Below are 13,423 nucleotides of genomic sequence, written 5' to 3' on the forward strand. Positions count from 1 at the left end.
ACATGGCAAAAGATACACAAACCCGCTTCGTCTCTCCTAAGGCTTGGGAACGCATCGAGCAGTGGTCCCGGCGCAAGCCGATCTTTGCGCTGATGGGAGAGTTCAGTGCCGGGAAATCGACGCTGATGAACTTTCTGCTGCGCTCGCAGGCGCTGCCGACGCAGGTAACGGCCACGCAGTTGCCGCCCGTCTGGTTCAGCTGGGGCAAGAAATCGGCCTATGTGCAGCGCCCCGATGGGACCCGCGAGAACATTACTCTGGATCAGCTGGAATCTGTCGGTGTCAACGACGCCCAATTCGTGCGCATTTTCCTTGAGGCCGACATTCTGGAAGCGGTGGACCTGATCGACACCCCCGGTATCTCTGATCCGAAGATCTCAAACGACGTCTGGCGCCGTGCGGTTGGACAGGCCAACGGGGTTCTGTGGTGCACCCATGCGACCCAGGCCTGGCGCGAGACCGAACGTGCGACATGGGTATCTCTGCCGGAACGGTTGCAGCATAACTCTCTGCTGCTGGTGACCCGGGCCGATGTGCTGGGTCCGAAAGACCGGCAAAAGGTGCTGCGCCGGGTCAACCGCGAAGCGGGCCACCTGTTCAACCGGTCGATCCTGTTCTCGGCCCGTGACGCAATCATTGCCCGGGACAAGAGCGGCGATGCGGAACAGTGGGCGCGCAGCGGCGGCGGCAAAATGGTCGACAGCTTCCTGCAGATCACCGAACAGATCATGGACAACCGCGCCGATATGTTGACGCGCTATCAGATCGACAACGGCCTGGCCGGGGGCGCACCCGTGCAACCGATCCGCCCGAAACGCATGGTGGAGCAGGCCGAGGAACCGGCCCCCCTGAAATTGGTCAACCCCGTTCCCGAAGCCAGCCGCGAAGACGAGGTCGTCACCAGCTTCCCCGTGCGCCCGACCCGCGTCGAGCGTCGCTCTGAGGACGCCGACCGCGAAGAACGCATTGACGCGGCAGAGGCCGAGCGTCTGCGCGCCGAGATGGGCACCGAAACGCCGGTGTCGGAACCGCAACCAGAGGCCGAAGGCGACGATCTGCGCGCCTTTTTCCGGGATACGGAAAGCAACAGTCTGAATCTGGCGGACTACACGGACGAGTCGACAGGCGAAGATCATTTCGACCTGCTGGACGATGATGAAATGGACGACGACGATGTCAGCCTGACGGCAGAACCCGTTGAGACATTGGAAGAACCTGCCGCTGCAGAATCTGACCCGTTCATGGCGTCGCTGGAAGGCAAGCTGGCAGACACGCCCGAACAGGATCAGGCACCGCTCGAAGAGCCGGAAGACCAACGCGCCGAAGTTTCGGTATCCTCGATCGCCGCCTTGCTGTCTGAACAGTCGAGTGGCGCTCAGGATGAATACGAACCGGAACCGGAATCCAGCGGCCTCGTGAACATGCAGGTTGTGCCCATGTCCAATGGCACCGCCAGCGACGAGCCCGCCTCGCCGGGCGACACGGATGAAAGCCAGGAAATCTTGGTGAACGTTCCGACCGACGCACCGCTCAGCGCGGCCTCGATGTGGCGCGACATCACCGCCGGTGAGGATTTGCCGGACGATGTCGAAGGCATGACCAGAGTGTTCGGGGCGTTCCTTGAGGAATTCGACCAGATCGCAGCCGAGCATTTCGCGCGCTATGCCAAGGGGGCGGTTCGCCCGGTGCCGAATGCAGCGAAAAACGGCGGGGCAGAATTCCGTGTGTTATGACCAGAACCTCAGGTAGCAAGCGATGACGATCGAAGCCGCACTGAACACCGCGATGGAAACCATACCCGACTGTATTGCAGCCGGGTATGTCGATATGGAAACCGGGATGTTGCTTGGGACCAACACCCAGGACCAAGACAGCGCCGACGTTCTGGACAGTCTCGCCCTTGCCGTGGCTAACCTGTTTCAGGGTCGCGGTGTCAAAGCCTTTGAGCAATTGCTGCGCGAAGCTGGCGCCGAAGAGGTCGACAATCCGGGATTTGGGGAAATCGCGGTGTTTTCGAATGATCGGCTGAATATCTTTCTGCGGACCCGGGAATATCCCGATCATGTGGTCTGCTACATCTGTCGCAGCAGCGCCAATGTCGGGTTGGCGCTGACAAAATCGCATCTCAGCCTGGGGCCGGTCGCGGCCGCAGTTTAGACGGGACCAGAGGGGGTCACGGCATGGTGGATACGAACATACTCGAGATGCTCGACGACATCGGGCGCTTGTCTGTGGCGCGCCTGAACCCGGCGGTCACGGTTCCCGGGGAAACGTCCCGGGGTCGGCGCGATAAGGTATTGGACACCATTCGCGGCACGATCCTGCCGCGCCGTTTGGAATTCACTGCCGCCAATGGCGATTGCCTCGCCATTGAGGTCAACAGTTCCCGGATCACCGATGTGTTCCGGGTTCAGTCCGGCATCGCTCCGGATTTCGAAACCGAACCCCGCGAGGAACTGGCCGCCAAGCTGGCACAGCTTGTGACCGACATTGCGGCGGCCCCTGCACCGTTGGAGATGATTTCGCTACAGCCCGACAATGCGCTTGAGGCCGACGATGTGGGCATCACCTACAGCGAGCTTGAAAGCGCTTGCGGGAAAATCGAACTGCCTGCGGACCCGGTCATTTCCATCGTCCCGGACGAGCCCGAGGGCTCCGACCCCTCCAAGGAAGAAGCGGCAGAAGAACCCGCCGACTCTCTGGCGCAGCGGTTCTATGACGGTTCGGAACGGTTTGCCCAGGGCCGGGTTCTGGCGCAGGGCGCAGATGGGGCGTCGTCGCGCATGGACGGCACCTGTGACGAAGGGGAACCGCTGTACCCGAATTCCGATCTGCTGGCCCGGTTCGCCCGCGACCTTGCGGGTTGGGATGGCGACTCGGCCAACGTGATGGACCACCCGCAGTTGATTGTCATGCGGCCCTCTGGCGGCAAGGGCGCCGGGCTGGCCATTCTGAACGATGGTAAGAGTTTTGCCATCGCCGTACACGAGGCGCGCAAGCTGGGCGCCGTTGTCAATCTGTGGGCCACACTGAAAAGGCCGGATGGATGATTGCGCCCCTTTCGTTCAATTTTTCGATGAATTCGATCCGTGATTACAGGTTACCAGGGTAAGGTTTATGAGTGAAAACAATCGTCGCGAGTTAATCCGTATTGCCGAAGACATGAACGGCGCCTCGAATGATGAGACCCGCCAGTTCATCTCACGCATCGTCAGCGATCTGACGAACCTGAAACCTTCGATCGCCTTTGTCGGGCAGATCAAGGCGGGCAAGTCCCGTCTGATCAATGGATTCACCGGTCAGGCCGAATACCTGCCGTCGGACGTGAACCCCTGGACAACGGTGATTACCGACATGCACTTCGGCCACCCTTCGGGGCGGATCTCGGGGGCCGAGTTCCATTTCTTCGACAACCGCCAGTGGCAGGCGCTGATCGCCGAGGGCGAAGAGCTGCGCAACATGTTCCCCGATGACGAGGACAGCTATAAGCGCGAGATGATCGAAGAGCAGGTCGAGGCGATGAAAACCCGCGCCAAGCTGCGTCTGGGCGAAAGCTACAAGCACCTGCTGGGGCAGCATCACGACCTTGACGAGCTGACCTCGGACGATCTGGCGCGCTATGTCTGTGCCGGGGATGATCCCACCGAAGCAGGCGAGCACGATCCGGGTTCGGATCGTGGCCTTTATAGCGACATCACCCGCAAGGCCGAGGTCTATTTCGACATCGGCCATTTCCCGTATCCGCTGACGGTGACCGACACGCCGGGCGTCAACGACCCGCTGCTGATCCGCGAAGAGATCTCGCGCCAGTACCTCAAGGAATCCGATTTCTTTGTGGTGGTTCTGTCGGCGCATCAGGCCCTGTCGCGGGCCGACCTGAAACTGTTCCGCCTGATGCAGGCGCTGGAACTGGGTCAGATCGTGGTCTTCATCAACCGCGTCGATGAGCTGGGAGGTGGTCCCGAGGATGCTGGCAAAGTCCGGGCCGATGTTATGGACGGCCTGGAAAAAGCCCTTGGAAACTCGGATATCGACGTATTGATGGGCAGCGCGCAATGGGCGCATTACGCCCTGACCGGTGACGAAACCGGCATCAATCACGACGAAGTCCTGGCTTGGCTGCGGGCGCATCCGGCGCAGATGAAGCAATATCTGGACGGGGTGGAAGAGATCAAACAGGGCCCCGGCCCGATCAGCCGCGAAGGCGTGTTGCGCTTTGCCGCAATGATCGCCTCGGGTTTGCCGGACCTGCGCCGCCACGTGACCAGCGCCCTGACCGAGGGCCCGCGCAACGAACAGCTGCGGATGGCGTGGCAGCACCTCAACACGTTTGCGCAAGGCGAGGTCGAGCGTAGCAGGGCACATCTGCGCGCAATCGAGGACGAATCCACGCCCACCGCCGAAAACAATGACGAGAATGACAAGACCCTGGCGGATCTGCGCGCGCTTGTCGCCGAGAAGATGGGCGGAATCGTCAACGACATGGACGATATTCTGGCCAATCTGCGCGGTGTCATGGACGACACTGTGGCCGAGTCCGTATCGGCCGTGGTGCGGGGTCCGAACGGGGATTCTCCGTTGCTGGCCAAAGGCGGCGAAACCGAACTGAACTTCACCCCGCTGCGCGACCGTATGCGCGAGCTTGTTCAAGGCGCCACGCAGGTCGTGCGCCAACGCATGCTGAGCGAGCTGTATTCGGTCGATATGCAAAGCAACGCGGCCCTGCGCGCCCTTCCCGGTTGGCAGGACCCGACCGACAACCGGATGAACACCAGCGCCGTGCGCTGGTTCCGCCCGGACACCACGGCGCTGACCCGCGGCATAACGGTGGAACTGCGGGTCACCTGGCTGTCGCGCCTGATCTCGCGCAAGAGCGTTGTGAGCCGGGCCGAACGCATGATCGTGCAGGAATTCGAGATGATCGGCGACGATCTGGTGGACACCGCGCGCAGCGATCTGCTGGAACGTCTGAACACGGTTCTGGATCACTATTTGGCCCTGCTCGCCGGGCATCTTGAACATCGGGCCGGAAGCGGCGAAACCAATGAGCGCGCACAGGCACAAGAGGCCTTTGACCACGCGCAGCGCATCACCGAAGAGCTGGGCGCCATCTTTGGCCCGGATGAACTAGACAAACGATTAACAGAGGCTGCGGAATGATCGAATTTCCCGGAACCGAACAGGAAGTTAGACAACTTGAGCGCTTTCTGACCGCGACCGAAAACCTGCCGGCCGATACGGCGCTGGACGAGATGCGTGAGCGCGCCCTTGCCCATGCCGGACGGCTGTCCAACGCGGTCAATATCGGTTTCGCCGGGGAATTCGGGGCTGGCAAATCCAGCCTCGCCAACATGCTGGCCGGCGCGGACATTCTGCCCACCGGACCGCAGCACCTGAAACTGCCATTGGTGATCGTCGCCTATTCCGAGACGCCGGAAACCACCGTCGGCTGGTGGGACAAAGAGCCCAAGACCTATTCCGGCATCGCGCTGGAAAAAGCCGCGGCTGATGCGCCCGATTTCATCTCGGTCGGGCTGAACACCCCTGCCCTGCAGGAAATCTCGCTGTTCGACCTGCCCGGAACCGGGGCGCTGGATGATACTTACAAGGAAACGCTCGATCTGCTGAAATTCGTGGATTGCGCGATCTGGTGCACCAACGGCACCAATGCCTGGCGCGAAACCGAACGGCATCTCTGGTCCCAGGTCCCGCAGGAGCTGCGCACCAACAGCCTGCTGGCCGTCACCCATGCCGACCTGCCACCGGTTCGCGATGCGCTGGACCGAGTTGTTTCGCGACTCAACAAGGAAAAGGGAGACCTGTTCCGCACGGTCGTGCCGATCGGCACTCCGGTGGCTGTGCGCGCCATGGCGCAAGAGCCCGAGCCGGATTTCACCCTTTGGGAAACCTGCGGCGGCCAGAATCTGGCCGAACAGGTCCTGCAGGTCGCATCCGACCGCCGCCTGGCCGATCTGGAAGCCGCGCGCACCGATCTGAAGCAGGAATTCCTGCCGTTTCTGGAGACAGTGACTGGACCCGAAGTCGAACTGCAGCAGCCGGAAACCGGTTCCATGCACGCCGCGCTGGAATCCGCCTTGCCGCCGTTGGAAAATCCGATCCTCGAAGACTGGCTGGCCGCGATTGCCAGCATCTACGAAGACCTGCGCGAGTCGTCAGATATCGAACCTTCGGCCTTCCTGCACTCGTGTCAGGAAATCGTCGAGGATTTTGCCGAGCGTCTTGAGCAAGGCGGAGAGATCGACCCCAAGGCCGATTGGATACCGGGCGAATTCGAAAAAGCCACGGACCTGCTGTTGCTGCTGCAATTCGAAAGCGGCGACGCCCCCCTGAAAGATGCGATCAGCATTCTGGCGCAGCTCAGTGACAACCTTGCCTGGGCGGGCAGCCGGGTGGATTCGGTTCAGCCAAAAACCGGAACCTGACAACTTCTCGTTAAGATTGCGCCGCGACGCTGCGATTCGAGTCCCGTGGAATCGGGGCTCGAACGTGTCGACTCCGTTGACCAAGCAGAGACAAAGAGTCGTTCCCTCTGTATTTTGTGCAGGGCGTTTTTCAATATTTAGATGCAGTGCAGGATAAAAACACAATATATAGTCATTCCATAAAAACGATCCATAGTGAAGCCATCAGGCGGCCCCAATAAAGTCAAAATTGAAACGTCTAACCGTCTCAAGTGTCCTGCGGTTGTGTTTGGTTGCGAGTTCAGGGGCGAATTGGCCCAGTTAAGAAAACCGCAAAACGATCAGAACGGGCGGAAAGAAATGAGCCACAACCAGGCGGTCGGTGCATCGCACGACGAACCGAAAATCGAAGGACTTCAACCCGGCGCCAAGCTGCTGCGCGGACAGTACGAAATCCTGCGTTTCCTCAGCAATGGCGGTTTCGGAATTACCTATCTGGCCCGCAACAGCCTGGACCGCGAGGTGGTGATCAAAGAGTGCTTCCCAGGGGCGCTATGCCACCGTAATGGCGATCTGGTTGAGGCCACCGATCCCGACCACAAGGACGATCTGCGCGCGATCATCGATCTGTTCATTCAAGAGGCGCGCAACCACGCGCGCCTGGTCCACCCGAATATCGTCGACGTCCATCAGGTGTTCGAGGATAACGACACAGCCTATATCGCGATGGATTTCATCAAGGGCTGCGACCTGCTGGACTATGTCGAAAACACCGACAACAAAACCGGCCCCGAGTTCATCGTTCAGGTCACCGAAAAGATGCTGTCGGCAGTGTCTTTCATCCACCAGAGCGGAATGCTGCACCGGGATATCTCGCCCGACAACATCCTGATTGATGAAAACGGTGATCCGGTTCTGATCGACTTTGGTGCCGCGCGCGAACAGGCCGCGAACCAATCCGCTGCGCTGTTGACCCTACGCGTGATCAAAGACGGATATTCGCCGCACGAATTCTATGTGCGCGGGGCCGAGCAAGGCCCGAGCAGCGACCTCTATGTGCTGGCCGCGACGCTGTATCACGCCATCAGCGGCGAGCGTCCAATAGACGGTCAGACCCGCCTGAACGCCTTCAACAACGGTCAGCAAGACCCTTACGCCCCGCTGGCCGGACAGTTCAAAGGTTATCCCGAAGGGTTCCTGGCGGCGATCGACAAGGCGATGGAGGTGCACGTCACCGACCGCCTGCAAAGCGCGCTGGACTGGCTGCGCATGTTCCGCGGCCCCAGCGTCATGTTCGATACGTTCGACTATCGCCCGGTCTCGGTCATCGTAGGCATGGACCGCAAGGATGAAGAGGCCGAAAAGGCCCGGATCAAGGCCGAAAGCGAAAACGCCGAAGCCGTGGTCACCGCCCTGTTGGCCGGAAATGCCGATCTTGCCTTGGGCAATGAAGACAAGAATGACGATGAACTCGCCAAGTTCACGGCCAAGGAAGAAGCCGCTGTTGCGGTCGACACCGTGGTCAAAAGCGGATCGGGTGGCAGCGGCAAACTGATTGCCGGCGCAGCTGTCATCGCCGTTGGTCTGGCGGCGGGCGGTTATTTCCTGATGTCCGGCGAAACGAACGAACCGGCACAGGATGTTGCAGTTGCATCAGCACCTGCAGTCCCGGAAACAGAAGAACAGGTGGCAGTAACGCAAGAACCTGTCGAGCAGGTCGCCGCCACCGAAAACACGCCGGAACAGGCTGATCCGGCACCAGTCAAGGCAGAACCAACTCAGGCGCCTGTCGAGCAGACACAGGGCCAGTCGGCTGATCCGGAACAGGCCCGGACAGCCGAAACTCTGCCAACCCCGGCGGCAGCAGCACTGCCGGCCGAGACACAGGTTGCATTCTCGCATTGGGATGTCGAAATTCCGTTCCAGACCTCCAGACGTCGTGCATCGACCGGCAGCATCATCGCCATAACCGGTGTTAATCCGGCGCAGGACATGTCGGTGATCGGTGACTGGGTCAAACGCGGCGACGCGATCTATACCCTGAACGGTGAACCCATCCGCGAAAACACCAGCTTTGCGGCACAGGTGCTGGACGATCTGGCAATTGATCCCGACGGCTATATCCGTGTGACGGCCCGCTACCGCCCGCTGGGCAAAACACTTGCGCAGAACGGGTTGCTGGCGCTGCCTGCCATCCGCGTTGTCGGGCTGGAAAACGGCTACGGCTTTACCGTTCGCAATGAGGATGGTCAGAGCTGGACAACTCTTGTCACCTCCGTGCCTGCCGATGCGGCCGGTGGTCTGAAGCGGGGCGATGTTCTGATCTCGGAAGCGCAAACCGGGACGAGCCTCGACGGCCAGGAAAGCCTGGATGCCATGCTGAACGCTTTGGTTGCGGAGAAACAATCCGAGGCCCGCCTGACCGTGATGCGCGACGGCGCCCGGACGGATGCCGTGATGCCGCTGACGCAGGAGTAATCTGACCGGTCGCAAGTGATCTGCCGCTATGTGAAAGCTGAGGGTGGTGCCTGGAAATCCGCCACCCTGACGGGGACCGGCCCGCCGCGGAAGATAAAAGTTGGTTTGATTTCCGTATCATAAGTGCCGTTGTGCCGATGCGCGCAGAGGTGAATAGCAGCCCCGCAGGACGCAGGTTCCGTGAAAGACAGCAAAGGTATCGACATCATGTTTAAGTACAAAAGCCCTCTCAGCCGGCTTCTCGAAGGTGCTGGCAAAGCCAAGGAAGCCGAAACCGAAATCACCGAGACCGAGGCCGAAGACGCCGCCGCGCCTGAGGCTGAAAAGCCCCAGCCGATTGCCGATTTCAACGCGCTGCGCGCGGCCCTGGGCGGCAGCAACATGTCTTCCGAGAGTTTTGAGGACAGTGATGACCTGATCCCCGAAGAGGAGATGCCCGAGTTTTCGGAGGATGTAACCGACGACGCAGAAGACGAGGTTGTTCTGACCGAGGTCGTTGCCGAAGATCACGACAATATTTTCGAGGCCCCCGAAGCGCAGCCCGAACCGGAAGAGCCTGTCGTGACCCTGCACTTCGCCACCGAGGAAGACGCTGCGGTGGAACCGCCCGCTCAGGACGAAGCGGTTGTCGAGGTGGTCGTTGAAACCGTTGAATCCGAACCTGTGGCACAGGCCGAGCCCGCACCCGAAGCGCAGCCCGAGCCGCAACAGCCAGTCGCAGACCCAGCCCCTGCCGAGGACCGTCGCGGTCGCGTCAAGACCACCTTCCTGGGGTTCGAGCGCGCGGACACACATGTTCAGGACCTGATCGAGAGCACCGAACCGGTCGCCAAGACCGAGACCGCGCAAGAGACCTTCCCGGTTGGCTGGCTGGTTGTCACCGCCGGCCCAGGCCGAGGCGCATGCATCACGCTGACCGAGGGTCTGATGCAGATTGGCCGCAACGATGATCAGGCCATTCAGCTGGACTTTGGCGACACGGGTATCTCGCGCAGCAACCATGCGGTGATCGCCTATGACCCCGAGGATCGCAAATGCTATCTGGGGCACGGCGGTAAGGCCAATCTGGTGCGCCTGAACGGCAAACCGGTTCTCAGCACCGTTGCGCTGTCCAGCGGCGACCTGATCCGCATCAGCGAAACCTCGATCCGCTTTGCCGCGTTCTGCGATGACGGCTTTGACTGGCGGGATGCCTGATAGATGCTGGCGCAACCGGCATATGATATTGCGCTGATCCTGGATCAGGGTCAGCGCGACACGCAGGAAGACGCGATTGCCGCGCGCATGTTCGATGCAGCGGATGCAGGCTATGTCGTGATTGCAGACGGTATGGGCGGCCACGCAGCAGGCGAGATAGCCTCGGATCTTGTCGTCGCAGCCTGGCGTGAATCCCTGGACGCCGAACTTGAAAATACCCCCCTGTCTGAGGCCGCAGCGGTCGACGCATTGCCGCTGGCGGCGATGCAGGCCAACGCAGCAATCGCGGCCCATTGCGAAGACAAGGGCGCCAAGTTCAACATGGGGTCGACCCTGCTGGGGCTTCTGCTGCTTGGTCGCCGTGCATTCTGGATCTCGATCGGTGACAGCCCGCTGTACCTGTTCCGCGACGGGGTTCTGCGCCAGATCAACGAAGATCACTCGATGGCACCGGTGATCGACGCACAGGTGACACAGGGCAAACTGACCGAGGCCGAAGCACAGGTGCATCCCGACCGCAACCAGCTGACTTCGGTTGTCATGGGGGCCGCGATCCCCAAGGTCGATTGCCCCGAAGAACCGCTGGAACTGACCGCATCAGACGTATTGATCCTGGGCAGTGACGGGCTGCAATACCTCAGCGACGCCGAAATTCAGACCATCGTTCAGGGCAACGCACAGGCCTGGGCGCAGGATATCGCCGACGCGCTGTGGCAGGCCCTCCGGGCCAAGGGCGATCCGGATCAGGACAATACCTCGATCAGCGTTGTGAAACTTACAAGAAACTAACCAAGGCAAAGCTACAGGACCCATGAAACCCCATCTGTTCATATCCAGCCTGGCACTTGCTGCCGCGGCCGGTACCGCCTCGGCGCAAGAGGCATGCTCGACCTATGAAATCCAGCGCGGCGACAGCCTGCGCGAGCTGGCCATCGAAGTATATTCGACCGAAGATTTCCGCATCATCTTTGACGCCAACCGCGATGTGATCGGCAACAACCCGAACGTCATCCGGGTGGGTGATGTGCTGACCCTGCCCTGTCTCGAAGAGATCGGGCGCGCGCCGGCTGCACCGCAGACAGAAGCCGAAGCAATGGCCGCCGAAATGGCAGCAGAGCTGGTCAAGGCTGCGGAAAAACGCGCCGAAAAAGCCATCGCCGACGCTGAAGCCCGGGTTGCCGAGGCCGAAGCCGAAGCCAGAAAGGCCAGCGAAGACGCCGTGATCGCAGCCAGGGCCGAGGCCAAAAAGGAAATCGAAGCCGCCCGTGCCGAAGGGGCCGCCCTGATCCGCAACGCGGATGAAGGTGAACGTCCGAAGATCCGGGATCGCCAATTGCTGCTGATCACTGGCGGCAACTATGCGCCCTTCACCGACGAGGGTCTGCCCCATCGCGGCCTCTACACCAATCTGGTGGAAACCGCGATGCTGCGCGCCGCGCCCGAACAGAACTACAAGATCCAGTTCGTCAATGACTGGTCCTCGCATCTGGACTTGCTGATGCCGACACTGGCCTTTGACGCCACTTTCCCCTGGTCGCGCCCGAAATGCGAAGAGGCCGCAGCACTGTCCGAAAAGGACCGCGAACGCTGTGAAACCTACAACTTCTCGAACCCGTTCTACGAGGTTGTGGACACGTTCTTTGCCCGGGATGGCTCGGGCTATGAACAGACCCTGACCTATGCCGATTTTGCCGGCACCACGATCTGCCGCCCCGAGGGCTGGTCGCTGTCGCATATGGACGCCGTGGGCCTTTACGAACCTGCGATCACTCTGATGCGCCCCGTTTCGCCGGATGACTGCTTTCACGCGGTCATGGACGGCACGGCCGATATCGTGGCGATCGAGGCCCATCTGGCGGTCGAGGCAATCGGGCGGCTGGGATACGAACACCGCATCATCGAAAACCCCAACCTGGCGGCGATCAAGTCGCTTAACGTCATGACCCACAAAGACAATCCGGATGGGGAAGCGATCCTTGAGACGCTCAACCAGGGTCTGGCGATCATGCAGCAATCTGGAGAGTGGCGAGACATCGTTTCAACCGCTCTGCGTCATCAAATGGAAAATGGCTAAGGCCCAAACCGGCCTGACAACAAAAATGTCTGGAGGAAGTGGACATGTTAGAATTCAACCTGAAGAAAGTCGTGATGTCGGCCACAGCCGTCACCGCCCTTAGCGCCGGAGCCGCTGCCGCGCAGGAAGCCTGTACGAACTATACCGTCGAAGACGGCGATACGATGGCCACCATCGCAATCGCGGCCTATGGCACCTCGAACTACCAGCCGATCTTCAACGCAAACCGCAACGTCATCACCAACCCGAACGCCCTGGCCCCCGGTCTTGTGCTGGCCCTGCCCTGTGAAGACGGCAGCCTGCCGAATGGCCAGTCCGCACAGGAAATTATCGCGGCCGAGGAAGCACGCGCCGCCAGCGTCAAGCGGTCGAGCGTTTACGAGCCGCCGATCAAGCTGGTGACCGGCAATGGCTGGGCGCCGTTCGCCGATGAATCGCTGAATGGCGGCGGCGCGATCACCCGTCTGGGCACAACAGCGCTGCAGCGCGGTGGCAACGCGCGCGACTATTCGATCAGCTTCGTGGACGATTGGAACTCGCACCTGGAAACGCTGCTGCCGTTGGGCGCGTTTGACGTGTCGATGGCGTGGAACATGCCGGACTGCACCAACCGCACCTACGAATGGTCATGGGAAACCGAAGTACGCTGCACCCAGTTCGACGCATCCGTACCCGTCTATGACATCGTTGTGGGTTTCTACACCCTGCCAGAAAGCGAATACGCAAACGCCACCACGTTCACTCAGTTGGAAGGCGCAACGATCTGCCGTATGGATGGATGGTTCATCCACGACCTCGAGCAAGAAGGTCTGCACAACGGCGACACCATGACCCTGATGCAGCCGATCACTGCGCGTGAATGCCTTGACGCTGTTCTGACCGGCACCGCTGATGTTGCAACCTTCGAGGTTCAGCTGTTCTCCGACACTATGGTGGAAATGGGCCTCACCTCGAACGATCTGGTGGAAAATCCGTTTGTGACTTCGCTGTCCTCTCTGCGCTTCATCAGCCACCGCAGCAATCCGTTCGGAAAACAATATCTGGCGATGCTGAACAAAGGCCTGAACGAGATGCGGGAATCCGGCGAATGGTACGCCATCGTTTCGGACACGCTGCGCGAGCATAACGAGAAACTGATGGCAGCGTCGAACTGATCCCTCGGTTCAGCTGACAACTAAGGGGCTGGTCTCAGGACCGGCCCCTTTTTGTGACGCAGCACGTATAACCGTGCAAATCCGTCCAATTTATTCGT

10 protein-coding genes are annotated in these 13,423 nt (G+C 60.5%); all 10 read left to right on the forward strand.

The window, feature by feature from the left end; all coding sequences use genetic code 11:
* Positions 1 to 2 precede the first annotated feature (2 nt).
* The 10 genes from ACR0DO_RS11035 to ACR0DO_RS11080 all read left to right on the forward strand — a co-directional run bounded on the left by ACR0DO_RS11035 (position 3) and on the right by ACR0DO_RS11080 (position 13,325).
* Positions 3 to 1,733 (forward strand): dynamin family protein, encoded by a 1,731-nt coding sequence (locus ACR0DO_RS11035; RefSeq protein WP_480558682.1) that lies wholly within the window; start codon positions 3 to 5, stop codon positions 1,731 to 1,733.
* Positions 1,734 to 1,755: 22 nt separating this feature from the next.
* Positions 1,756 to 2,157, forward strand: coding sequence for a hypothetical protein (locus tag ACR0DO_RS11040; protein ID WP_480558684.1), 402 nt, complete (start codon positions 1,756 to 1,758; stop codon positions 2,155 to 2,157).
* Positions 2,158 to 2,180: 23 nt separating this feature from the next.
* Positions 2,181 to 3,050, forward strand: a complete 870-nt coding sequence (locus ACR0DO_RS11045; RefSeq protein ID WP_480558686.1) for a hypothetical protein — start codon at positions 2,181 to 2,183, stop codon at positions 3,048 to 3,050.
* Positions 3,051 to 3,117: 67 nt separating this feature from the next.
* Entirely contained in the window at positions 3,118 to 5,160 is a 2,043-nt protein-coding gene (locus ACR0DO_RS11050) for a dynamin family protein (protein ID WP_480558688.1), read from the forward strand.
* Positions 5,157 to 6,443: a dynamin family protein gene (locus ACR0DO_RS11055; RefSeq protein WP_480558690.1), complete on the forward strand. Its 1,287-nt coding sequence runs from the start codon at positions 5,157 to 5,159 to the stop codon at positions 6,441 to 6,443. Before ACR0DO_RS11050 ends, ACR0DO_RS11055 begins: the two co-directional genes overlap by 4 nt.
* Before the next feature lie 339 nt (positions 6,444 to 6,782).
* Positions 6,783 to 8,900, forward strand: a complete 2,118-nt coding sequence (locus ACR0DO_RS11060; protein ID WP_480558693.1) for a protein kinase domain-containing protein — start codon at positions 6,783 to 6,785, stop codon at positions 8,898 to 8,900.
* Between the two features lie 180 nt (positions 8,901 to 9,080).
* Positions 9,081 to 10,097, forward strand: coding sequence for an FHA domain-containing protein (locus tag ACR0DO_RS11065; RefSeq protein WP_480558695.1), 1,017 nt, complete (start codon positions 9,081 to 9,083; stop codon positions 10,095 to 10,097).
* A 3-nt stretch (positions 10,098 to 10,100) separates the two neighbouring features.
* The gene (locus ACR0DO_RS11070) at positions 10,101 to 10,886 is read left to right on the forward strand and encodes a PP2C family protein-serine/threonine phosphatase (protein ID WP_480558697.1); all 786 of its coding nucleotides are present in this window, start codon (positions 10,101 to 10,103) and stop codon (positions 10,884 to 10,886) included.
* A 22-nt stretch (positions 10,887 to 10,908) separates the two neighbouring features.
* Positions 10,909 to 12,171 (forward strand): transporter substrate-binding domain-containing protein, encoded by a 1,263-nt coding sequence (locus ACR0DO_RS11075; RefSeq protein ID WP_170446594.1) that lies wholly within the window; start codon positions 10,909 to 10,911, stop codon positions 12,169 to 12,171.
* A 44-nt stretch (positions 12,172 to 12,215) separates the two neighbouring features.
* Complete coding sequence (locus ACR0DO_RS11080; RefSeq protein ID WP_170446596.1) at positions 12,216 to 13,325, forward strand: transporter substrate-binding domain-containing protein; 1,110 nt, start codon at positions 12,216 to 12,218, stop codon at positions 13,323 to 13,325.
* Positions 13,326 to 13,423: the final 98 nt, after the last annotated feature.

The sequence above is a fragment of the Ruegeria sp. AM9 genome (assembly GCF_056540565.1).